Below are 22,776 nucleotides of genomic sequence, written 5' to 3'. Positions count from 1 at the left end.
GTGTCCAAGTCCTTTTATGTAACCACCCCCATCTTCTACGTGAACGATGCCCCTCACATTGGCCACGCCTATACCGAGGTGGCCTCGGATGTGCTGACCAGATGGCATCGCTCCAGAGGTGAGAATTCATTCCTGCTCACCGGAACTGATGAGCACGGTGAGAAGGTTTTGCGCACGGCACTGGGAAACAACACCGACCCGAAGAGCTGGACTGACAAGTTGGTGACAGAGTCTTGGTTGCCACTTTTGGAAACCATCGACATCGATAACCAAGACTTCATTAGAACTACCGAGCCTCGCCACGAGAAGGCAGTGCAGCTGTTCCTGCAAAAGCTTTATGACACCGGTTTTATCTATCAGGGTTCGTTCCAGGGCAATTACTGCGTTGGCTGTGAAGAATACAAAAACGAATCAGATTTGATTGATGGCACTGGAGATTTCTCAGACCAAAAAGTCTGTGCCATTCACTCCAAACCGGTAGAACAACTAAACGAGACCAACTACTTTTTCAAGCTGAGTGAATTCCAAGACCGACTGCTGGCGCACTATGAGGCAAACCCAACTTTCATTCAGCCAGAAAGCGCTAAGAACGAGGTTGTCTCGTTTGTGCGCTCAGGACTTAGCGACCTTTCGATTTCAAGATCCAAGGAAAGATTTGACTGGGGAATTGATATTCCTTGGGACGACCAGCACATCACCTACGTTTGGTTCGATGCGCTTTTGAATTACATCACAGCCATTGGTTACGGCTCTGACGAGGACAAGCTCAACTCGCTCTGGCCAGCCGATGTCCAGGTGGTTGGAAAAGACATTCTTCGCTTCCACGCAGTTATCTGGCCGGCAATGCTGATGGCTGCGGGTCTTCCTCCAGCCAAGCAGGTCTTTGGCCACGGTTGGCTTTTGGTCGGCGGCGAGAAAATGTCAAAGTCCAAACTCACCGGCATCGCGCCGACTCAAATTACCGACATCTTTGGCTCCGATGCCTTCCGCTACTACTTCATGAAGGCAATTGGTTTTGGTTCTGACGGCTCGTTCAGTTGGGAAGACTTAAGTGCTCGATACAACTCGGAGCTCGCAAATGGTTTTGGAAACCTTGCCTCGCGAGTAATCGCGATGATCAATAAGTACTTTGATGGGGTTGTGCCTGCACCAAGCGACTACCAAGAAGCGGACATGGCTATTCAGAAGGTGGCCCAGGAGGCAGTTGATGGCGCAAATGCGGCTATCGACAAGGTTGCTATTCACGAGGCGATTGCCAAGGTCTGGACATTGGTTGATGAGTTAAATAACTACATCACCGTTCAGGCTCCCTGGGTATTGGCCAAGGACGAAGCTGATCGCGATCGTTTGGCAACCGTGCTTTACACAACCGCCGAGGGTCTTCGCCTACTTGCGGTATTGCTAAACCCAATAGTTCCTAAGGCTGCTCAAAAGCTTTGGGTTTCGATTGGCACCAGCCTTGGTGAGCTTTCCCAGCAGCGGATTCAACAGGCGACTTGGGGAGTTCTTCCAGCCGGCACCAAGCTAGGTGAGCTAGAGGTTTTGTTCCCTCGCGTAGAGGAACAATGAGCGAACCGATTCGCACCAGAAACTCTTATGACGGTTTAGATAACCGTCCGGTTAAATACCCCGATTTACCCGCACCGCTTGAGGTTGGCACTTACGACAACCACACCCACCTAGAGATTGCCGACGGCGAGCACCCAATGTCAGTCGTCGAACACCTAGAGCGTATGCGCCAGGTAAACATGCTGGGAGCTGTTCAGGTTGGCGTCACTCTTGAAAGTTCGTTTTGGTCGGCCGAGGTTGCAAAGTCAGAACCAATGCTTTTGGCTGCGGTTGCGCTTCACCCAAATGAAGCACCGCTTTACCAAACTCGCAAAGAATTAGATGACGCCATTGCCGGTATCGCAAAGCTGGCAAAGCTTCCTAGGGTCCGCGCAGTTGGTGAAACCGGCCTAGATTTTTTTAGAACTCAGGGCGATGCAGAACTTGCGGCCCAGGCCTACTCATTCGAGCAGCACATTGCGATTGCCAAAGAGAACGATCTTGCGCTGATGATTCACGACCGCGAAGCTCACGGCGAGGTTGTAGAAACCCTAAAGCGAGTGGGAGCTCCCGAGAAAGTGGTTTTCCACTGCTACTCAGGTGATCTTGAGCTGGCTGAAATCTGCCAGCAAAACGGTTGGTATTTGTCTTTCGCCGGCAATGTCACCTTCAAGAAGAATCAGCACCTAAGGGATTCGTTGCTAGCCGTTTCACCTGAGCTACTGCTTATTGAAACCGATGCACCATTTTTGACCCCGGAGCCAATGCGCGGCAGACCAAACGCCCCCTACCTAGTTCCTCATACGCTTCGCTACATGGCCTCACTTTTGGGTTGGGACGAGTCAAAAACTGCGCTGCAACTAAATGCCAATACCGAGCGGGTGTATGGGCTTTGGTCTGAGGGTCTCAGCTAATGCTGGGCGCAGGTGAGATTCGTCAGCTGGCGGAGAAATTAGATATTCGCCCAACCAAAAAGTTGGGTCAGAATTTTGTCATCGACCCAAACACCATCCGCAGAATCGTCTCGGCGGCGGAGCTAAGTAGCGATGACCTAGTAGTTGAAATTGGTCCGGGGCTTGGTTCACTAACCCTTGGAATTCTAGAAATCGTGCCAAAGGTAATTGCAGTCGAGATTGATCAGCGATTGGCCGAAGAGCTACCAAGCACAATTGCAAAGCACGCGCCAAATAAAGAGCTTGAACTAGTAGTTGCAGATGCTCTGAAGGTCAAAGAACTACCGGGTGCTCCAACTGCTCTGGTTGCGAATTTGCCATACAACATTTCGGTTCCGGTGCTACTTCACTTTATGAGCCAGTTCCCATCGATTCAAAAGGGATTGGTGATGGTGCAGGCCGAGGTTGCTCATCGTTTGGCAGCGGCACCAAACAGCAAGGAATATGGCGTGCCATCACTCAAGATGGCTTGGTATGGCCCTGCACGTCTGGCCGGCAATATCGGCAGAAACATCTTTTGGCCGGTGCCGGGAGTAGACAGCGCACTGGTGTATTTCCAAAGAACCATTGAACGCGATCCAGCGCTCCAGCAGCCCACATTTACCGCTATCGATCAGGCATTTTTGCAGCGACGTAAAACCCTTCGCCAAGCACTTGCCGGTTGGGCTGGCTCCGCCTCGCAAGCCGAGGAAATACTGATCCGCGCTGGTGTCGACCCACAGGCCAGGGGCGAGCAGCTAAACATTGAGCAGTTCATCGCGATTGCGAGTGCAAAGTGATTTGGGCTTCAGCGCAAGGCAAGGTCAACTTGTATTTCCAGGTTGGAGACCTTCAGCCAGATGGCTATCACCCGGTCGTTAGCCTCTACCAGGCCCTGGATCTGCAGGAGCGCGTTGGTGTTGAACCAAGCGGTGCTTGGGAAGTTCGAGTTGTTTCAGATCTTCCAAACCTTGGGGAAATCCCGCTCGATGAATCCAACCTGGTAGTCAAAGCCGCAAAAACCTTGGCAAAATTTGCTGGCATTGAGAATCCACAGCCGATGCAATTTGAGATTCAAAAGCAGGTGCCGGTGGCAGGTGGCATGGCTGGTGGCTCTGCCGATGCGGCTGCGGCACTGGTAGCGCTAAATGAAGCCTGGGGTCTAGGTCTTGACCAGGCTGAGTTGATGAAGGTTGGCGGCGGCATTGGCGCAGATGTGCCATTCGCAATCTTGGGCGGCACAGCACTTGGCAGTGATACCGGGATTGAACTTGCCGCTCACCCGGCTGTCGTTTCAGAACCAATCGTCCTGCTGATTAGCAACAAGCCCCTTTCGACAAAATCCGTATTTCAAGAATTCGATCGTCTTGACCTCGGTGAGGTTTTGCACATCCCAAGCTTTGAAACCGAGACCGCTTGGCTAGGAAAAAACTCTCTAACTAAGGCTGCTTTTAGTCTCTTGCCCGAACTTGCGGATCTTGCCCTAAAGGATCTTGGTTGCGGTCCAGGAATGCTCTCCGGATCTGGTCCAACGCTTTGGTACTTGGCGGCTGATGACAAGGCGGCTGAGGTGTGTGCAGAGAACATTCGTGCCGCAGGATTCCAAGCGGTAATTGCTCACCCAAGTAGAGCAGGCAGCAGGCTTATCTAATGGCTCATCTTCTGGGCGCAGAGCAAATCGACCTCGAGTTTCCAACCAAGCAGGTGTTTGATGGCATCACGGTCGGGGTCAACGAGGGCGACCGAATCGGAATTGTTGGTCGCAACGGTGATGGTAAGTCGACGCTACTAAAGATTCTCTCCAAGCAGTTAGAGCCGGATTCTGGTCGTGTTACCTATCGCGGATCACTGCGGGTTGGTTACCTGACCCAGGTGGACAAGATTGACAACTCACTCAGTATTGGTCAGGCCGTGGTCGGAGAGGGTCCGGAGCACGAGTGGGCTACCGACCCCAAGATCAGAGATGTGCTTCAGGGACTCCTTGGAGATTTGGACTGGAGTCAGCAGGTTGGGACACTTTCGGGAGGCCAACGCCGAAGGGTGGCACTAGCTGCGTTATTGGCTGGTGACTATGACATCGTCATGCTTGATGAGCCGACCAACCACCTGGATGTTGAGGGTGTGGCATGGCTTGCCGAGCACCTTAGAAACCGCTGGTCCAAGACTGCCGGTGGCTTGCTGGTAGTAACCCACGACCGTTGGTTCCTGGATGCGGTATGTAACCTCACCTGGGAGGTATACGGCGGAAAGATTGAACCATTTGATGGCGGATACGCCGCCTACGTTTTACAGCGAGCCGAGCGAAATCGCCAAGCTGCATCAAGTGAAGCAAGAAGACAGAATCTACTTCGCAAGGAGCTTGCTTGGTTAGGTAGGGGAGCGCCAGCTAGAACTGCAAAGCCAAAGTTCCGCATTGATGCGGCTTTGAATTTGATTGCTAACGAACCACCACCTAGAGATCAGCTTGAGCTAAGTAAATTGGCCACCCAGCGCCTAGGTAAAGATGTGGTGGATTTTGAGGATGTGAGCTACCAAACCGAAGATGGTAAGCCGATCCTGAAAGATGTCACCTGGCGTTTAGGGCCTGGTGACCGCATCGGTTTACTAGGTGCCAATGGCGCCGGCAAGACCACCTTGCTGCAGTTGATGACCGGCGAACTTATGCCAAGCTCTGGTCGCATCAAAATTGGCAAGACTGTGAAGTTTGCGACCCTGAGTCAGGATGTTCGTGAGCTGGATGAGTTTGCCGATGATCGCATTTTCGCAATGATCAAGCGAGAAAAAACCACCTTCACCGTTGGTAAGAAAGAAGTTGGCACCGGTCAGCTGGTTGAGCAGCTTGGATTTGATTCCGCTCAGCTTCAGACTCCAATTTCTGAACTCTCGGGTGGTCAAAGACGTCGCTTTCAGCTTCTGCGACTTTTGTTTACCGAGCCAAACGTTTTGATTTTGGATGAGCCAACCAACGACCTTGATACCGACATGCTGGCAGCGATGGAAGACCTTCTTGACACCTGGCCCGGCACATTGATCGTGGTTAGCCACGACCGCTACTTGCTCGAACGAGTTACCGACCAGCAGTTTGCACTTTTGGGGGATGGCAAACTTCGTCACCTACCAAAGGGTGTCGAGCAATTCCTGCAGCTTCGCAAGGCCCAGCCAGAAGCGCAGGCGGTTGTCGCCGCAAAACCTCAGTCGGCTTTATCGGGAGCGGAAAAGCGCAATCTCGAGAAGGAATCTGCCCGTCTAGAACGGGCTATGGCAAAAGGCAACCAAGAACTGGAAGCAATTGCGCTCCAACTCGCAACTGCCGATCAGTCCGATTACGAGCTGCTATTGAAATTGGCTGACCGACAGCGTGAACTAACTCGGCAGCTCGGGGAATTTGAAACTTTGTGGCTAGAGACTTTGGAGAAACTTCAGCTCTAGCCAATCTATCTGGCAGACTTATCGCCGAGGTGCAAACCTCGTTCCGCTCTGGTGTAACGGCAGCACGGCGCTCTTTGGAGGCGTCCGGTCTAGGTTCGAATCCTAGGGGCGGAGCGGCAACTGATTTGGAGGACCATGCGTCAGCTCGCAGTCGTAGTGCTAGCAGCCGGAGAAGGCACGCGCATGAAAAGCGCGACTCCAAAAGTGCTGCACGAAATAGCAGGCCTCCCGCTAATCGGGCACGTTCTCTCAACCGCTCACTCGCTTGGAGCTGACCACGTGGTTGCGGTTCTCAGGCACGAGCGCGAACGAATCGAAAACTACGTAAAAGCCTTTTACCCAACTACTTCGGTTGCCCTGCAGGATGCTGTGCCTGGCACCGGCCGAGCCGTTGAAGCAGCGCTAGAGCAGTTACCTAAGTACTTTAAAGGCGATGTTGTTGTCTTGTCAGGCGATGTGCCGCTGTTGGATGTTGCAAGCATCGAACAACTGCTCGAGATTCACCGCGGAAGCGAGAATTCCGGAACTCTAATTTCCGCCGTGATGGCAGATGCGAACGGCTATGGCCGAATTGTTCGATCACGCGAGAACTTTGTCGGAATCGTTGAGCAAAAGGACGCCACAAGCGAGCAGCTCGAAATCAACGAGATCAATGCCGGCGTCTACATCTTTGATGCAGGCCACCTAAAGACTGCACTTTCAAAGGTGACTTTGGAGAATTCTCAAAAAGAGAAGTACCTCACCGATGTTGCAGCTCTAATGCTGGAGCAGGGACAAAAGGTTTCCGCTCACCCAATTTCAGACAACTGGCTGGTGGCTGGCATCAATGACCGCGCTCAGCTTGGCGAAGTCGCAAGCGAGCTAAACGCCAGGATCGTTCGCGCTTGGCAGTATGCCGGTGTGACCATCCAGGAGCCTGCAACCACTTGGATCGATGTAACTGTCCAGCTAGCCAAAGACGTAACCCTGTTGCCGAGCACCAGATTGCATGGCTTCACCTCGATTGGTGAGGGTTCGATTATTGGCCCGGATACTGACCTGACCGATATCGAGGTCGGTTCAAATGTGACCATCAGCCGCACCCAAGGAGCATCCTCGAAGATTGATAGCGGAGCAAGTGTTGGCCCGTTCGCCTATCTTCGACCAGGAACTCACCTTGGCCAAGACGGCAAGATCGGTACCTTTGTCGAGACCAAGAACGCCAAGATTGGTGCTGGGGCAAAAGTCCCACATCTTTCGTATGTTGGCGATGCCGAGATCGGCGAGGGCAGCAACATTGGTGCCGGCACCATCTTTGCTAACTACGACGGCATTGAAAAGCACCGCACAGTCATCGGTGCATACGCCAAAACTGGCAGTGGCAACGTCTTCGTTGCTCCAATTGTTATCGGCGATGGCGCTTACACCGCAGCTGGTTCCACAATCCGCCGGGATGTCGAGCCTGGAGCGTTAGCATTGAACACAACACCGCAAAAGAATCTGGCTGGCTGGGTTTTGGACAAGCGTCCTGGCTCGAAATCAGCAGAGGCAGCAAAAAGGAGCAGCGATGCCAGTTGAAAAGGCAGCAAGTAAGCAACTAGTCATCGCATCCGGAAGAGCGCATCAAGCGCTTGCTCAAGAGGTTGCGGAGATCTTGCAGACCGAGCTAGTGCCGGTCACCGCCTACGACTTTGCCAATGGTGAGACCTTTGTCCGCTACGAACGAAGCGTTCGCGGCGTTGATGCCTTCATCATCCAAGCTCACCCAGCACCAATCAACCACTGGCTCATGGAACAGCTTTTGATGGTCGACGCCATGAAGCGCGCTAGCGCTAAGCGCATCACCGTGGTTGCGCCATTTTTCCCTTACGCCCGTCAGGACAAAAAGCACAAGGGACGTGAGCCAATCTCCGCTCGTCTAGTGACCGATATGTTCAAGGCAGCTGGCGCTACCCGCATCATGTCGGTAGACCTTCACTCACCACAGATTCAGGGTTTCTTTGATGGACCGGTAGACCACCTGTGGGCCCTGCCGCTTTTGGCCGATCACATTGCAGAAACTTTTGGCACCGAGAACCTGACCGTAGTTTCCCCTGACTCAGGACGCGTTCGCGTGGCAGATATTTGGGCAGACCGCCTTGGCACTCCGCTTGCGATTGTGCACAAGCGTCGCGATCCAGATCGCCCTAACCAGGTTCAGGTAAATGAAATTGTTGGTGCTGTTGCAGGTCGAGACTGCCTATTGGTTGACGACATGATCGACACCGGTGGCACCATCTTGGCCGCAGCCAAAGCGCTCAAGGCAAATGGTGCAAAGCGAGTTATCGTTGCTGCCACCCACGGTGTTTTCTCTCACCCTGCGGTTGAGCGACTAAGTGATCCGGTTATTGACTCAGTGGTGGTTACCAACACCCTGCCAATTACCCCGGACAAGGAATTTGCAACTTTGACTGTGCTCTCAATTGCACCGCTGATTTCAAAGGCAATTGCTGCGGTGTTCTATGACGACTCAGTCAACTCACTCTTCCCAGGTCACGCTTAGTCCTAAAAAGTGAAGTCGCAACTTTCCACAACTCAAGCGACTTATGTTGGCTTAGCCTCAATGCTTGGTGCCGGGGTGTTTGTTGTCTTTGGGCCTGCCACTAGCTACGCGGGATCATTACTTCCAATAGCTGTTTTGATTGCGGCGGCAATTGCTTACCTCAACGCGATGTCAATCTCCCAGCTTGCGAGAACGGTAACCCGTTCAGGTGGTGCTTATGCATACGCCAGGCATTACATTTCCAACCAGGTGGGATTTATTGCCGGGGCAGCATTCCTGGTTGGAAAACTAGGCTCAACGGCGGCAATTGCTTTGACCTTTGCCACTTTTTTGACACCGGGTGCGGCGACAATCACGGCCATTGCGGCGTTAGTGACAATGACCACACTGAACATTTTTGGCATCACTCGAACGGCCCTAGGTTCCAAAATACTTGCCCTAATTACCATTGGTTTTTTGGCAGTGGTGATACTGGCAGCAAGCCTCACTCCTGCCGCAGCAGTGGATCCCTTGACGCCTGAACCGCTTGGGCTGCTGACTGCTGCCGCAATGATTTTCTTCGCTTTCGCGGGTTACGCAAGGGTTGCAACGCTGGGAAACGAAGTGGCAAACTCGGCCGTTGCCATTCCAAAGGCGATCCGAATCTCGCTCGGTATTGTGGTTTTGATTTATCTGGCGCTAGCCATTGTGCTTCCGATGCAGCTCGGGCGAGGTTTGTCCGGTGACCTAACCGCGATTGCCGAGTTGACAACGCTGGTTTTACCTGGAGTCGATGGCAAAGTGGTCTGGATATTTGCCGCTTCCGCATCTTTAGGCTCACTGCTGGCCCTACTTGCAGGACTTGGTAGAACTGCCAGCACTATGGCCGAGGATGGCGAACTACCTAGGTCTTTGGTTCGACGAAACTCATACGGTGTGCCATGGCTCGCGGAGTCAATAATTGCCCTGATTGGATCGCTGCTGGTTCTGACAAACAGCGTCGAATTCGTTGTCAGTCTCTCCTCTTTCTGTGTTCTGATTTACTACGCCATCGCTAACTGGGCCGCATATATGCAGCCTAAGGCTGATGCCAATAGGCCAAAGTGGCTCAATGTTTTGGGCCTTATAGCTTGCCTGGCACTGGCAGTCTCTGTGCCGTTTTCGGCCATTTTGGTCGGGTCGATTGGTATGGCAGCACTCTTTGTCCTTCGACTGGCCTTGGCAAAGCTAGGTACAAGCCGCTAAGCTTTGGGTCGAACAGCGGCGAGGGATACAAAGTATCCGTAATCGACGGGGTGCCTTTTCCTCGCTGCAATTACCTATAGAGGAAAAGATGTCAGAGATCAAGATTGTTGCAACTCTTCGCGAGAACTTTGGTAAGGGTGCAGCACGCAAGCTTCGCGCAGTCCACCAGACTCCAGCCGTTATCTACGGTCACGGACACGCAACCCGCCACATTTCACTTCCAGCTCACGAGATCGCTTTGGCGCTTCGCCACAAGAACGCTCTTTTGGAGCTTTCTATCGAGGGCAAGACTGAGCTAGTTCTAGTAAAGATGGCTTCTAAGGACCCAGTAACCCAGATCATCGAGCACGTTGACCTAGTTGAGGTCATCAAGGGCGAGAAGGTCCACGTTGTGGTTCCAGTTCACCTAGTTGGCGAGCCAATGAGCGGCACCGTTGTTGACCTTGAGCACAAGACCGTAAAGCTTGAGGCTGAGGCAACTCACGTTCCTGAGTTCGTAGAGCTTCGCATCTCCAAGGAAGCTGCTGCTGGTCACCACTACCTAGCAGGCGAGCTAATTCTTCCTCAAGGAGTCACCCTGGACATTGCCGCTGGCGAGCTAGTTGCCTCGGTTGTAGAGACCAAGGCAGGTGCTGCAGGTGAAGATACTCCAGAGGCTGGTCCGGCAGCTGAGTAACGATGTTTGGCTGGTAGTCGGGCTCGGGAATCCTGGGCCTGGCTATCAATCAAATAGACACAACGTCGGGCACGTGGTGCTCGACGTTTTGGCTAAGCGGCACAACGCCCAATTCAAGGTCCACAAGTCTGTGGCTCTGACTGCCGAATGCCGATTTGTTGCCGGTGGCAAGAAGATAATCCTGGCCAAGAGCACAGGTTTTATGAATCTATCCGGTGCCCCGGTGCAAGCACTTATGAAGTTCTACTCGATTCCAATTGAGCAGGTCTTGGTTGTGCATGACGAATTGGATATCCCCTTTGGTGAGATTCGAGCAAAGCTTGCCGGCGGTCATGCCGGTCACAACGGTCTTAGAGACATCATCGCTCGCTGCGGCGCAGAGTTTCACCGAATTCGCTTCGGTATCGGTCGCCCACCTGGGCAGATGGAAGTAGCAGCCTTTGTGCTGCAAGACTTCTCAACCATCGAGCGCAAGGAGTTGCCGGTTCTACTAGAACTTGCTGCCGATCAAGTTGAGGAAAAGGTCGCCTAGACTAACTCCGTGACCCTCCACCCGCTGATTCAAGAGGTGGGTCAGTCGCACCCAAATCAGATTTCTAGCGGTGAATTCTTCGCCCCGGTCACTTCTCACCCCTATGCCATAAACCAGTGGCTCGCGACTTCCAAAGCACCCATGATTGTTGTGACCCCATCTTCAAGGCAAGCCGAGGAGATTGCAGCTGCAACGAGAGAGCTGTCTCCGAATATCGAAATCATCGAGTTTCCGTCCTGGGAAACTCTTCCTCACGAACGACTAAGTCCAGCCGCTGAGACTGTGGGCAGAAGACTAAAGGCGCTGCACCGGATGCTTGAACTAAAGGCTCAGAGTAAGCCGTATCTGGTTTTAATGTCGGTTCGCGCTGCCTTGCAGCCGGTGGTTGGCGGCATGGAAGCTCACCCGCCACTGTTGATTTCGCGCGGCAAGGAGTATCTACTTCCGGAATTGGCACTCAAGCTAATTGAAATTGGCTACCAGAGAGTCGACATGGTGGTAAAACGCGGAGAGTTTGCAATTCGCGGTGGCATTTTGGATGTCTTTCCAACCACCAGTGAGCACGCTGTGCGTTTGGAGTTTTTTGGCGACGAGCTTGAGGATGTTAGAGAGTTTTCTGTTGCTGACCAGCGATCGATTGCGAGCCAAGTCGATCACTTGGAGATTTATCCTGCGCGAGAGCTACTGATTACGCCGCAGGTGGCACTTCGAGCCAGAGAAATGGCCCACGAGTTTCCAAATCTGACCCAGATGCTGGAGAAGATTTCCAACGGTATGCCGGTTGAGGGCATGGAGTCACTCGCCCCAGCTCTTGGTGTGAAGCTAGGCCCAATTACCGATTACCTGGGTAAAGATGCAGTCGTGATTCTGCAGGATCCGCAAAAGATCGAACAGCGCGCTGAGAGCTTGATTCAAACCAACGAGGAGTTTTTGCACGCCGCTTGGGATGCAGCTATCTCGGGTTCGCAAGCTCCAATTGACCTAAGCGGTGGAAACTTTTTCACTGTCGAGGAGTTCGTTGCGAAGGTAAAGCAGTCCAACACCTTGGTCTCACTCAGCGCCCTGGTGGGGGAATCGGCCAAGGATCTGGGCTATCGCGAAATCCCTAAGTTCACCCCTGAGCAGCACGCCACCGAGTGGCTGGCGGATTTGATGACCCAGAAGCACAAGATCGTGGTTATGGCGCATGGCCACGGAAGCGCCGAGCGCGTGCTTGAGGTTCTTACAAAGTCAGAACTGCCTGCAATCCTGACAACCAGTATCGGCAAGCTAGCAACCGAACACATCACCGTTTCGGTTGGGCAGTTCGCCCATGGCTTTGCATTTTTAGCCAGCAAGCTCGTGCTACTAACTGAGGCTGAGTTCTTTGGCGTCGCATCTTCCTACCTAGCTCCCAGCGAGCGAAAGCTTGCTCGCCGAAGGGGCCAGCAGGTCGACCCGCTAAGTCTGAAGCAGGGCGACTACGTCGTTCATGAAATACACGGCATCGGCAGGTTCAAGGAGCTAGTGCAGCGCCAAAGTAGCATCGGAGCCAGACAACATTTTCGCGAGTACTTGCTAATCGAATACGCACCTCCTAAGCGCACCTATCCAGCCGATACTCTCTTTGTTCCAACCGATCAGCTGGATATGCTCACCAAATATGTTGGTGGTGAAGCTCCAGTGCTTTCGAAGATGGGTGGCACGGACTGGGCGAGAGTCAAGGGCAACGCCAGGAAAGCTGTTCGCAAGATTGCCATCGACCTGGTCAAGCTCTACTCGGCACGCATGAAGAGCAAGGGGCACGCCTTTGGTCCGGACACCGCCTGGCAGCAAGAACTCGAAGATGCCTTCGCCTTCCAGGAAACTCCTGATCAGCTGACCACTATCGAAGAGATCAAGCGTGATATGGAAAAGCCAATTCCGATGGATCGCCTTTTGGCCGGCGATGTTGGGTATGGCAAGACCGAGGTCGCGGTTAGGGCAGCTTTCAAGGCCATTCAGGATGGCAAGCAGGTGGCGATGTTGGTGCCAACCACATTGTTGGTGCGTCAGCATCTCGACACGTTTGCCGAGCGCTACGGCGCATTCCCAATCACCATAAAACCAATCTCACGATTCCAAAGTGACAAAGAAATCAAAGAGACCCTCCGCGGATTGGAAAACGGGGCTGTGGACATGATCATCGGTACCCACCGGTTATTGGGTCAGGGAGTCAAGTTCAAAGACCTAGGCCTTGTGATCATCGATGAGGAGCAGCGTTTTGGCGTCGAGCATAAAGAGAAACTCAAGGACCTAAAGCACAACGTAGATGTACTTGCAATGAGTGCTACCCCAATTCCAAGGACTTTGGAGATGGCGGTTACAGGTATTCGCGAGATGTCCACACTTGCAACTCCGCCGGAAGAGCGTCACCCGATCCTCACCTACATCGGTGGCTATAGCGAGCAGCAGGTGGCAGCAGCGATTAGGCGTGAGTTGATTCGTGAGGGGCAGGTTTTCTTTGTTCATAACCGCGTCTCAACCATCGAAAAGGTTGCAGCAGATCTTGCCAAGTTAGTGCCGGAGGCAAGAATTGCCGTTGCCCACGGTCAGATGCCAGAGCATCAGCTAGAGCAAGTGGTGGTGGATTTCTGGGAGCGAAAGTTTGATGTTTTGGTTTCCACAACCATCATCGAAACTGGAATTGATATTCCAAACGCCAACACCTTGATTGTTGATCGCGCCGAAAACTTTGGCCTTAGTCAGCTACACCAGATACGCGGACGTGTGGGGCGTTCTCGAGAGCGCGGCTACGCCTACTTCTTTTATGACCCCACCAAGACCTTGACCGAGACCGCTCACGACCGTCTTGCAACAATCGCCTCAAATAACGAACTTGGCAGCGGTATGCAGGTGGCCATGAAGGACCTTGAGATTAGGGGCGCTGGGAACTTACTAGGTGGCGAGCAGTCGGGTCATATCGCAGGTGTTGGTTTTGATCTTTACCTTCGAATGATTGGCGAGGCGGTAGCTGAATTTAAGGGCGAAGATATATCCAGCCCTGCTGAGCTAAAACTCGAGTTGGCGGTGGATGCTCGAATTCCTCAGGAGTATGTCGACTCGGAGCGTTTGCGACTAGAGGCGTATCACAAGCTCTCTTCCGAGAGCGGTGCGAAAAGCGATCGAGCAAAACTGGATGCAATCTTCCAAGAGCTTGAGGACAGATATGGGAAAGCGCCGCAGCCGGTAAAGACACTGATTGAGGTAACTCACCTTCGACAGCAGGCCAATCGACTGGGGCTTAAGGACGTAAATCTCTTGGGATTGCAGGCAAAGTTTGCTCCGGTCGACATTGACGATGCTCGTCTGGTGGCACTGAGTCATCAAATACCAGGCTTGAGATATCTGCAAACTTCGAAGCTGCTAACCATGCCATCGCCGACATCGAGTTCTGGCGAACCACTTCGAGACCAAGAGATGGTTGACTGGCTCTGGAAGATTTTCCAAATCATTTTTGCGAAGGGGTAATTTTGCAAAAGCTTGAAAGCTTGATTCATACCATGCACCAGCTGCGTATTCCGGGCGGGTGTCCTTGGGATGCCGAGCAAACCCACCGTTCGCTGGTTCAGTACCTGCTCGAGGAAACCTATGAGCTTATCGATGCAATTGAGTCTGGTAATCGTGACGAGATTTTGGAAGAGCTAGGAGATGTGCTCTACCAGGTGATTTTTCACTCGGACTTAGCATCCACCGGAACCCTAGGTGAGCCATTCGACCTTGAAGATGTAGCAAGTTTTATGGAACAAAAAATGATCTCCAGACACCCGCATGTTTTTGGCACCGAAGAGGAAAAAGAGACCTACAAAGCAACTACCGGCGATGATGTGGTTCAGGTCTGGGATGGTCACAAGAAAAAGGAAAAGCCAAATCGCACCTCGGTGCTTGACGGCATTCCGCAGGCAATGCCAGCGCTCGCTCTTGCGTCCAAAGTGATGGGCAAGGCTGAAAAGATTGGGCTTTTGGAAACCGCGGAGTCTCCGGCTATCCCAATGGACAATGAAGACGAGCTAGGCAAGCTATTGCTTGCGGTGGTTGCCAGCGCGAGGGCTGCAGGTCTAGACCCTGAACGTGCGCTTCGCGAGGCCACCAAAGAACTGCAGGTTGAGATCCGTTCCTATGAGATATCTGCTGCTACTGATGCTGGAGTGATTGGTTTTGCCCACTAGGTTTTCCACCCCTACTTCAACGAGTTGGAAAAGGCTTTAAGGGCCGCTCTGGCTAACCTGAGCAAAAATTGCCTCAAAGTCCCTAAAGCTCTCATCCAGCACCTGAGCTACTGATCTTGGGTCATCGGTCTCGGCCCACCACGTGAGGACCGACATGGAAACGGCAATCAACGCGGACGAGACCATTTTGGGTCGAACGGAATTTGGCTCTTCTAATTTTGCAATGGCGGCCTCAAGGACTTTGCGCGCTTCTTCTAGTTGAGCATGACCCCAGCCGTAGACCTCGGGGGATGAACCAATGAGCTTCAGGCGAAGTCTCACCGTATCGGAAGAGTTATCGAGCAGTTGCATAGCGCTCACCCAAGACTGATGCAGCAGCTTGATGACTGATGTCTCAAGGTTATTTGCCAACTGCAGCTTTAGTTCCTCGGTGATGCGGTGCATGCCGCCCCAAACCACTGCGGCCTTGGAGGGGAAAACGCGAAAGAGATTAGAGCGAGAAATACCGGCTTGTAGGGCCACATCATCCATTGTGACGCGATCGATGCCCAGCTCGTGAAAGAGTTTCAAGGCGGTCAATCCAACCGCGGCAGGGTCGGTGGTAACAGGCCTGCCTCGAGATCGCTTTTCTTCGGCTTCGATCATTGCTCAGAACATTAGCAACGGCGAGCGGTAAACCATGGATATACCTGCTTCTATGCCAAACTTGTCCGGTGGCCAACCCAGTAAATGCACCAAGAGGAATGCGGGATTTTCTCCCGCAGGACAAAATCAAGCGTGAGCGCTTGATTTCAACTGTGGTTGATAGCTACATCGCCCGCGGATTTCAGCAGATAGAGACCCCGGTGCTCGAAGATCTTGACCGACTAACCTCGGGCCAGGGTGGCGATAACGAAAAGCTTGTTTTCAAAGTTCAAAAACGCGGCGAGGAATTCACTCAAGCTGTGGAGGCAGGCGAAGAGCTGGCAGATCTGGGTCTGCGATTTGACCTAACGGTTCCACTGACCAGGTTTTACGCTTCGAATCACTCGAAGTTGCCAAGGGTATTCAAGGCCATTCAAACCGGGCCAGTTTTTAGAGCAGAGCGTCCACAAAAAGGTCGCTATCGCCAGTTCATCCAGTGTGACATCGACATCATTGGTGACGATTCGATTCTCGCCGAACTCGAACTTCTGTCGGCATCGCTCTCCGCATTAGAGTCAATCGGAATCAAAGACGCCACTATTCGAATCAACCACCGCGAGCTATTGCGCTCAAACATTCAAGCTTTGGGGATATCTACCGACGATGCACTGTCCGCAATGATCACCATCGACAAGCTGGACAAGATTGACATCGAAGGTGTTTCAAAAGAACTAGGTGAGAAGTTTGGTGACGCGGTACAAAAGTCAGCCCATGGTTGGCTTGCCGCAATCGATACCTCAAACATTCCAGATTTACTAAGACCGATCTGGGATGGCCTAGGCGATAAAGCAAGTTCTTTGCGTTTTGACCCAACCCTGGTTCGCGGCATGGGGTATTACACCGGTTCGATTTTCGAAATCGAACACCCTGGATCAGGCTCCTCAATTGGCGGCGGCGGTCGTTATGACGGCATGGTTGGAAAGTGGCTGGGGACCGATGCTCCTGCGGTTGGAATTTCGCTTGGGATTGAACGCATTGTTGATTTGGTTCCGGATCAGCAAACCACAGGAGAATCTGTGGTGCTGGTTCTGGAGTCGAGCACTGAGGCGGTTGGGCTAGAGCTGCAGCAGCAGCTAATCAATTCCGGCCGACAGGTCCGATTAGAAATTCGCCCGAAGAATCTAAAGGCATTACTAGATCAACTTGCTGAAAACGGCTACCAGCAGTTTGCCATCGTAGATGAATCTGTCTCTGACCTTTCCGGTTTAGATTTCAAGCAAATCGGCTAATCACATTAGAATTGGTACGAATACAGCGCCGTTTTCGCCCCCAAAATCACTTTTAAATCCGCGTATTGTCGCAATCAAAGGAGAAACCTTGTCCATCATTACCGCTGTAGGCGCTCGCGAAATTCTTGACTCTCGCGGAAACCCAACCGTTGAGGTTGAAGTTCTGCTCTCCGACGACAGCTTTGGCCGCGCAGCTGTGCCATCTGGCGCATCGACCGGTGCCTTCGAAGCACACGAGTCCAGAGATGGCGACAAGTCTCGCTACCTGGGCAAGGGTGTACAGAATGCAGTTCGCGCCGTTATCGAGACCATCGATGAGGCACTAGTTGACTTTGATGCCGCAGACCAGCGCTTGGTTGATGCAGCACTTATCGCAATTGATGGCACCGACAACAAGAGCAAGCTCGGTGCAAACGCAATTCTGGGTGTGTCCCTAGCGAATGCTCGTGCAGCTGCTGAGTCAACCAATCTCCCGCTTTACCGCTACCTAGGCGGCTCAAACGCTTACGTCCTTCCAGTGCCACTGATGAACATCATCAACGGTGGCGCTCACGCCGACACCGGTGTTGACATCCAGGAGTTCATGATTGTCCCTCACGGTGCCGAGTCTTTCTCCGAGGCACTTCGCTGGGGCGTCGAGGTTTACCACCAGCTCAAGAAGCTACTTTCCGAGAAGGGCTTAGCCACCGGTTTGGGCGATGAGGGTGGCTTTGCTCCTGACCTACCAAACAATGCAGCAGCTCTAGAGCTAATCTCTGAGGCCATTGGCCTTGCCGGATACAAGCTTGGAACCGAGATCGCGCTGGCTTTGGACGTTGCGGCTACCGAGTTCTTTGATGAGAAGACCGGCAAGTACAGCTTCGAGGGCAAGCAGCTTTCCAGCGACGAGATGATCGCCTACTACTCAGATCTAGTTGCTCGATTCCCACTGGTATCGATCGAAGACCCACTAGCCGAGGATGACTGGGCCGCTTGGACCAAGATCACCGCAGTCCTAGGCGACAAGGTTCAGCTAGTTGGAGACGACCTTTACGTAACCAACCCAACCAGATTGCAAAAGGGTATTGACCTGTCAGCCGGTAACGCGATTTTGGTGAAGGTAAACCAGATCGGAACCCTAACCGAGACCATGGATGCCGTGTCTCTGGCTCAGCGTCACGGCATGAAGGCAATCATTTCTCACCGCTCAGGCGAGACCGAGGACACCTTCATTGCTGACCTAGCTGTTGCAACCAACGCTGGACAGATCAAGACCGGTGCCCCGGCGAGGTCCGAGCGCGTGGCCAAGTACAACCAGTTGCTGCGCATCGAGGAGGAACTTGCTGACGGCGCCGTTTACGCCGGTCGCAGCGCTTTCCCTCGCTACCAGGGATAGTTTCATTTAGTGATAGCTCGGGTGAGGCAATCTGCCTCCCCGAGCTTTCGCACTTAAACTTGGGTGGCTATGGCTAGACCAACAAATCCCAGGGACGCAAAGGTTCCAGTTTCCCTATCACAGGGCAAACTGATGCTGCGCGCGGTCAAGCTCAACAGCGTCACGGTAAGCATCATCCTGGTCATTGTCGCCGGCACCTTTCTAATCTCGTCAGACGTTCAGGCCTTTTTGAATCAGCGCCGACAGATCGCAGAGATGGAGCTGAGCATTCAGCAGGCCGAACAGGACGTTGAAGATATGAAAGCCGAGCGTGATCGCTGGCAAGATCCGGTTTACATTCGATCTCAAGCTAGAGACCGGCTTTACTACGTTCTGCCTGGCGAGGTTTCCTACCTTGTGATGGATACCGAGGGACTTGACTTCTCCGACACCTCAGGAACCGTTGGGGCACTGCTTGCTGCCAAGCGCAATGCCGATGAAATTTCTCTAGAGGTTGCGGCTGCGAATGAAAACTGGGTGGATGCACTTATTGAATCTGGCCTCAAGGCAGCTCTTGATAAGCCCAAGGAAAAATAATGCCTGAGACTCCCGTCACTAAAGACGACATTGTTGAGGTAACCAGGCAGCTAGGCAGACCAGCAAGGGACATCCTGGCGATTGCAGCAAGGTGTGTTTGCGGTCGAGCGCTGGTTGTGAAGACCAAGCCTCGGCTAGAAAATGGCACGCCATTTCCAACCCTTTACTATCTAACCCAGCCAGCCGCCACCGCAGCGGTTTCAACCCTGGAAGCCTCAGGTTACATGGTTGAGCTGCAGGAGCTTTTGCAAACTGACAGTGATATTTCGGCAGCGTACCTGGCAGCCCATGCGCAGTATTTGGCTGAGCGAGAAGCTATTGAGGTCGTTGAGGAAATCACAGATTTTTCGGCCGGCGGTATGCCGACCAGAGTGAAGTGCCTGCACGCCCTGATTGGTCATTCGCTGGCTAAAGGCGAGGGTGTAAACCCAATTGGAGACCTTGCCCTGCAGGCCCTGGAATGGTCGCCTGAGGTATGCCGGTGCGTATAGCGCTATTTGTTCTAGGTCTTTTGCTAGCACCTGCAACCATTGCTGATAATTGGTGGATTCAAAGCTATGGCTTTGATAAGACCCAGCTCGATGGGTCGGGCGTGACAATTGCCGTAATCGACACCGGTATCGACACTTCTCACCCAGATTTGCAGGGAACTGTCTTAGACGGCGTTGACTTCTCAACCGTGGGTGTGCCAAATGGCACCTCGGGAGTTGGCAGCTCGGCTTTCCACGGCACCATGGTTGCCTCGCTGATTGCCGGCCAGGGCAGCACTGGGTCTGGAGTCATCGGCGTAGCTCCGAAAGCAAACTTGCTTGCTATTTCAATTGGACTAGGAGTGCCGGGTTCAAATACCGACGACCAGATTGCCCAGGCCGTTAGGTGGGCGGTTGACCACGATGCCGACATCATCAACCTCTCGCTGACCAGGAACTCGCAGACTTGGCCGCGCAGCTGGGATGACGCATTTAGCTACGCCTTTGAAAATAATGTTTTGGTGGTGGCAGCCGCCGGAAACCGAACGGATCAATCCTCCAGGCCATCTGCCCCAGCGACAATTCCAGGGGTTGTTTCGGTCGGCGGGGTCACCAGGGACCAGCAGCCGGCTGAAGCCTCAACAGCTGGCCTTGGCGTTGCTATCTCAGCCCCGGGAGAAGATTTACTAGGCGCATACCCTGGCGAAGGCTACCGAGTCTGGGACGGTTCCTCAGCGGCTACGCCACTTGTCTCTGGGTTGCTCGCGCTAATGAAGCAGGCCGATCCAAAGGCCAGTGCAAATGACCTAATCGAAAGACTTTTGACCTCGGCAACCGATCTGGGATTGCCTGGCTACGACGCAAACTATGGTCACGGAGTTATCAACCCGGTTGCAGCGCTTGCATCCAAGGCCACCGCCGACGAAAACCCGCTCGGATCGTTGCAAAATTGGATTACTCAATACCGCTCCGAAGCCGATGAGGACCGCTCTGAGCTGGTTGCTCCAAGCGAACCAGAGCCAATAGCGGTGAATGAGAGCACTGCCAGCGAAGAAATCACTGAGCCAGTTGGCCAATCTCTCTCGGAACCGTGGCTGAATCCGATACTCTATTGGCTGTTAGCACCCGTTGCACCGTTGCTCTGGATTGTTCTGCGTCGCAAGCGTACGGGTAAGTCTGGGGCCTTGAAGAAAACCAAAGGTAAGCCGCAACATGACAGTAGCGACAACTAAGTCCGTGACCCCACCTCAGGTGGCACAGGAAATTTTGAACCCAAAGCCAACGCAGCGTATCTTGATTATCGGTGGTGGCTATGCCGGTTTCTACACCGCTTGGAAGCTGGAGAAGACCCTAAAGCGCGGGGAGGCCGAGGTTACTTTGGTTGACCCACTGCCATATATGACCTACCAGCCATTTCTTCCTGAGGTTGCAGCCGGCTCCATCGAGGCGCGTCACGTCGTGGTATCACACCGCCAGCACCTAAAGAAGACCAACCTGGTTTCGGGCAAGCTCACAAAGGTGAACCACAAGACTCGCAAGGCAACTATCGCCATCGAGGGTGGTAAGCCAGTGAACCTGGACTACGACCAGATCATCATGACCGCAGGTGCGGTAACTAGAACTTTCCCTATCAAGGGCGTTGCCGAGAATGCAATCGGCATGAAGACCATCGAAGAGGCCGTAGAGGTCCGCAACCGCTTGATTGGAAACTTTGAGCGCGCAGCAGCACTTCCAAAGAGCTCCAAGTTGCGTCAGCGACTATTGACCACTGTTGTGGTCGGCGGTGGCTTCGCCGGTATCGAGACTTTCGCAGAACTTCGTAGCGCTGCCACCTACTTGCTTCGCTACTACCCACAAATCGATTTCGATGAGATTAAGTTCCACCTAATCGAGGCCATGGGTCGAATCATGCCTGAGGTTTCGCTTTCAACGGGCGAGCGAGTAATCGCAAACCTAGAAAAGCGTTCTGCCAAGATTCACCTCAACACCCAGCTTGAGTCTGCCGAAGGTGGCGTAATCAGACTGTCGACCGGCGAGAGCTTTGAGTCCGACCTAGTTATCTGGACCGCAGGAGTTGCCGCCGCTCCGGTAGCCAAGAACACCACCTTCCCACTTGATGCTCGTCTTCGCATCACCGCAAATGCCAAGTTGCAGATTGTTGATGGAGATAAGGTCTTGGGTCACGCTTGGACCGCGGGTGACGTTTCTGCTGTGCCGGATCTATCCGGAGGTGGCGTTGGTGGCTACTGTGTTCCAAACGCCCAGAACGCCGTACGCCAGGCGAAATTGCTTGCCAAGAACCTGGCTGCGACTATCCGTGGCGAAGAGCCTCGGGAGTACCGCCACTCTAACCTCGGTGCCGTCGCAGGTTTGGGTATGGGCGTTGGCGCATTCCAGTCCGGAAAGCTCGGCCTTGTCGGTTTCGTGGCTTGGATTTTTCACCGCGGTTACCACGGGTTGGCAATGCCGACCTTGGAGCGCAAGTTTCGCGTAGTCTCCGGCTGGTTCTGGAACATGGTTCTGGGCCGCGATCTAGTTTCGCTCGAGCAGGTCCGCTCGCCGCGATTATTCTTCTCAACCTGGGCAGCCCGTCCGGGTAAGTAGAAACTTACCTAACTAAAGGCCCAGGAAACTGGGCCTTTAGTTTTGCCCCGATAGCCCAATGGCAGAGGCAGACGACTTAAAATCGTCACAGTGTGGGTTCGAGTCCCACTCGGGGCACTTGCCAGCAAATTTCCAGAAATCTCGCATACTCTATAGAAGTCTCAATCAAGGAGTATTCGTGGACATTGCAATTTGGATCATTCTCGGGCTGGTAGTCGTAGCAGGTCTGTGGCTATGGGCAACCTACAACGGACTGGTAACCCTCAAGGTTCGAGTCGATGAAGCCTGGAGTGATATCACTATCCAGCTAAAGCGCCGAGCAGACCTGATTCCAAATTTGATAGAGACCGTTCGTGGCTACGCCACGCACGAGCGTGAAGTCTTTGACGCGGTAACTCGCGCTCGCGCGGCAACCGTTTCTCCTGAAGCGCTATCCCACCCAGCCCAGGCGGCAAAAGCCGAAGGCGAGTTGCAGGGAGCTCTAAAGAGTCTGTTTGCAGTATCCGAGGCCTACCCTCAGCTGGTTGCATCGGTTAACTTCTTGGAGTTGCAGCGTGAACTTACTGACACCGAAGACAAGATCATGGCTGCGCGCCGCTTCTTTAATGGTGGAGTGCGAGAGCTGAACACCAAGATTCAACAGTTCCCAACCAACGCCTTTGCCCGTTCCCTTGGCTTTACCTCTCGTGAATTCTTTGAGGTTGAGAATCCAGCTGCGATTCAAGAGCCTCCTACGGTCAAGTTCTAAGAGGCCACTTTGTATTCGGCAATAGCCGCGAATAAGCGCAA

At 53.2% G+C, this 22,776-nt stretch carries 20 protein-coding genes and 2 tRNA genes; 21 read left to right on the top strand and 1 reads right to left on the bottom strand.

The genetic code is table 11. The features are described 5' to 3' along the window. The 13 genes from metG to AC128V_RS01060 all read left to right on the top strand — a co-directional run bounded on the left by metG (position 1) and on the right by AC128V_RS01060 (position 15,049). Positions 1-1,569: a methionine--tRNA ligase gene (gene metG / locus AC128V_RS01120; RefSeq protein WP_482762839.1), complete on the top strand. Its 1,569-nt coding sequence runs from the start codon at positions 1-3 to the stop codon at positions 1,567-1,569. After that, the gene (locus tag AC128V_RS01115; RefSeq protein WP_482762838.1) at positions 1,566-2,462 is read left to right on the top strand and encodes a TatD family hydrolase; all 897 of its coding nucleotides are present in this window, start codon (positions 1,566-1,568) and stop codon (positions 2,460-2,462) included. Before metG ends, AC128V_RS01115 begins: the two co-directional genes overlap by 4 nt. Continuing rightward, positions 2,462-3,280, top strand: a complete 819-nt coding sequence (gene rsmA, locus AC128V_RS01110; protein ID WP_482762837.1) for a 16S rRNA (adenine(1518)-N(6)/adenine(1519)-N(6))-dimethyltransferase RsmA — start codon at positions 2,462-2,464, stop codon at positions 3,278-3,280. The genes AC128V_RS01115 and rsmA overlap by 1 nt, the downstream gene beginning before the upstream one ends. After that, positions 3,277-4,131 (top strand): 4-(cytidine 5'-diphospho)-2-C-methyl-D-erythritol kinase, encoded by an 855-nt coding sequence (ispE, locus tag AC128V_RS01105; RefSeq protein WP_482762836.1) that lies wholly within the window; start codon positions 3,277-3,279, stop codon positions 4,129-4,131. Before rsmA ends, ispE begins: the two co-directional genes overlap by 4 nt. Further along, a complete protein-coding gene (locus AC128V_RS01100) occupies positions 4,131-5,909 on the top strand; it encodes an ABC-F family ATP-binding cassette domain-containing protein (RefSeq protein ID WP_482762835.1) in 1,779 nt (592 codons plus the stop codon). Before ispE ends, AC128V_RS01100 begins: the two co-directional genes overlap by 1 nt. 42 nt (positions 5,910-5,951) lie before the next feature. Continuing rightward, a tRNA-Gln gene (locus AC128V_RS01095) sits at positions 5,952-6,023 on the top strand. 21 nt (positions 6,024-6,044) lie between these two features. Then, entirely contained in the window at positions 6,045-7,466 is a 1,422-nt protein-coding gene (gene glmU / locus AC128V_RS01090; protein ID WP_482762834.1) for a bifunctional UDP-N-acetylglucosamine diphosphorylase/glucosamine-1-phosphate N-acetyltransferase GlmU, read from the top strand. Further along, positions 7,456-8,430 carry a ribose-phosphate diphosphokinase gene (locus AC128V_RS01085; protein WP_482762833.1) on the top strand — a complete coding sequence of 325 codons (975 nt, stop codon included), beginning with the start codon at positions 7,456-7,458 and terminating at the stop codon, positions 8,428-8,430. Before glmU ends, AC128V_RS01085 begins: the two co-directional genes overlap by 11 nt. 9 nt (positions 8,431-8,439) lie before the next feature. Then, entirely contained in the window at positions 8,440-9,654 is a 1,215-nt protein-coding gene (locus tag AC128V_RS01080) for an APC family permease (RefSeq protein WP_482762832.1), read from the top strand. Between the two features lie 88 nt (positions 9,655-9,742). Further along, positions 9,743-10,330 (top strand): 50S ribosomal protein L25/general stress protein Ctc, encoded by a 588-nt coding sequence (locus AC128V_RS01075; RefSeq protein WP_482762831.1) that lies wholly within the window; start codon positions 9,743-9,745, stop codon positions 10,328-10,330. Beyond that, a complete protein-coding gene (pth, locus tag AC128V_RS01070) occupies positions 10,293-10,862 on the top strand; it encodes an aminoacyl-tRNA hydrolase (RefSeq protein ID WP_482762830.1) in 570 nt (189 codons plus the stop codon). Before AC128V_RS01075 ends, pth begins: the two co-directional genes overlap by 38 nt. A gap of 9 nt (positions 10,863-10,871) precedes the next feature. Further along, positions 10,872-14,351, top strand: coding sequence for a transcription-repair coupling factor (gene mfd, locus AC128V_RS01065; protein WP_482762829.1), 3,480 nt, complete (start codon positions 10,872-10,874; stop codon positions 14,349-14,351). Between the two features lie 32 nt (positions 14,352-14,383). Further along, complete coding sequence (locus AC128V_RS01060; RefSeq protein WP_482762828.1) at positions 14,384-15,049, top strand: nucleoside triphosphate pyrophosphohydrolase; 666 nt, start codon at positions 14,384-14,386, stop codon at positions 15,047-15,049. A gap of 36 nt (positions 15,050-15,085) precedes the next feature. Here the strand turns inward: AC128V_RS01060 and AC128V_RS01055 are convergent, their stop codons facing one another. Next, entirely contained in the window at positions 15,086-15,694 is a 609-nt protein-coding gene (locus AC128V_RS01055) for a TetR/AcrR family transcriptional regulator (RefSeq protein ID WP_482762827.1), read from the bottom strand. Between the two features lie 68 nt (positions 15,695-15,762). Here AC128V_RS01055 and hisS point away from each other — a divergent pair, with 68 nt between their 5' ends. From hisS to AC128V_RS01015, 8 genes are all read left to right on the top strand, one after another. Continuing rightward, positions 15,763-16,962, top strand: a complete 1,200-nt coding sequence (gene hisS / locus AC128V_RS01050; RefSeq protein WP_482762826.1) for a histidine--tRNA ligase — start codon at positions 15,763-15,765, stop codon at positions 16,960-16,962. 88 nt (positions 16,963-17,050) lie between these two features. Beyond that, positions 17,051-18,337, top strand: a complete 1,287-nt coding sequence (gene eno / locus AC128V_RS01045) for a phosphopyruvate hydratase (protein ID WP_482762825.1) — start codon at positions 17,051-17,053, stop codon at positions 18,335-18,337. A 69-nt stretch (positions 18,338-18,406) separates the two neighbouring features. Next, positions 18,407-18,913: an FtsB family cell division protein gene (locus tag AC128V_RS01040; RefSeq protein ID WP_482762824.1), complete on the top strand. Its 507-nt coding sequence runs from the start codon at positions 18,407-18,409 to the stop codon at positions 18,911-18,913. Then, positions 18,913-19,404 carry a DUF501 domain-containing protein gene (locus AC128V_RS01035; RefSeq protein ID WP_482762823.1) on the top strand — a complete coding sequence of 164 codons (492 nt, stop codon included), beginning with the start codon at positions 18,913-18,915 and terminating at the stop codon, positions 19,402-19,404. Before AC128V_RS01040 ends, AC128V_RS01035 begins: the two co-directional genes overlap by 1 nt. Continuing rightward, the gene (locus AC128V_RS01030; protein WP_482762822.1) at positions 19,395-20,615 is read left to right on the top strand and encodes a S8 family peptidase; all 1,221 of its coding nucleotides are present in this window, start codon (positions 19,395-19,397) and stop codon (positions 20,613-20,615) included. The genes AC128V_RS01035 and AC128V_RS01030 overlap by 10 nt, the downstream gene beginning before the upstream one ends. After that, positions 20,596-21,987 (top strand): NAD(P)/FAD-dependent oxidoreductase, encoded by a 1,392-nt coding sequence (locus AC128V_RS01025; protein WP_482762821.1) that lies wholly within the window; start codon positions 20,596-20,598, stop codon positions 21,985-21,987. The genes AC128V_RS01030 and AC128V_RS01025 overlap by 20 nt, the downstream gene beginning before the upstream one ends. 44 nt (positions 21,988-22,031) lie before the next feature. Next, positions 22,032-22,104 (top strand) — tRNA-Leu (locus AC128V_RS01020). A gap of 67 nt (positions 22,105-22,171) precedes the next feature. Next, positions 22,172-22,735, top strand: a complete 564-nt coding sequence (locus AC128V_RS01015; protein ID WP_482762862.1) for a LemA family protein — start codon at positions 22,172-22,174, stop codon at positions 22,733-22,735. Positions 22,736-22,776 lie beyond the last annotated feature (41 nt).

Source organism: Aquiluna sp., from assembly GCF_965064355.1.
This window is presented reverse-complemented; position numbering and strand designations above follow the sequence as displayed.

Bases quoted from the DNA above. Each gene is read 5' to 3' on its own strand.
- AC128V_RS01115 (WP_482762838.1), top strand. From the start codon at position 1,566: ATGAGCGAACCGATTCGCACCAGAAACTCTTATGACGGTTTAGATAAC.
- rsmA (WP_482762837.1), top strand. From the start codon at position 2,462: ATGCTGGGCGCAGGTGAGATTCGTCAGCTGGCGGAGAAATTAGATATT.
- AC128V_RS01100 (WP_482762835.1), top strand. From the start codon at position 4,131: ATGGCTCATCTTCTGGGCGCAGAGCAAATCGACCTCGAGTTTCCAACC.
- glmU (WP_482762834.1), top strand. From the start codon at position 6,045: ATGCGTCAGCTCGCAGTCGTAGTGCTAGCAGCCGGAGAAGGCACGCGC.
- AC128V_RS01085 (WP_482762833.1), top strand. From the start codon at position 7,456: ATGCCAGTTGAAAAGGCAGCAAGTAAGCAACTAGTCATCGCATCCGGA.
- AC128V_RS01075 (WP_482762831.1), top strand. From the start codon at position 9,743: ATGTCAGAGATCAAGATTGTTGCAACTCTTCGCGAGAACTTTGGTAAG.
- AC128V_RS01060 (WP_482762828.1), top strand. From the start codon at position 14,384: ATGCACCAGCTGCGTATTCCGGGCGGGTGTCCTTGGGATGCCGAGCAA.
- AC128V_RS01055 (WP_482762827.1), bottom strand. From the start codon at position 15,694: ATGATCGAAGCCGAAGAAAAGCGATCTCGAGGCAGGCCTGTTACCACC.
- AC128V_RS01040 (WP_482762824.1), top strand. From the start codon at position 18,407: ATGGCTAGACCAACAAATCCCAGGGACGCAAAGGTTCCAGTTTCCCTA.
- AC128V_RS01035 (WP_482762823.1), top strand. From the start codon at position 18,913: ATGCCTGAGACTCCCGTCACTAAAGACGACATTGTTGAGGTAACCAGG.
- AC128V_RS01025 (WP_482762821.1), top strand. From the start codon at position 20,596: ATGACAGTAGCGACAACTAAGTCCGTGACCCCACCTCAGGTGGCACAG.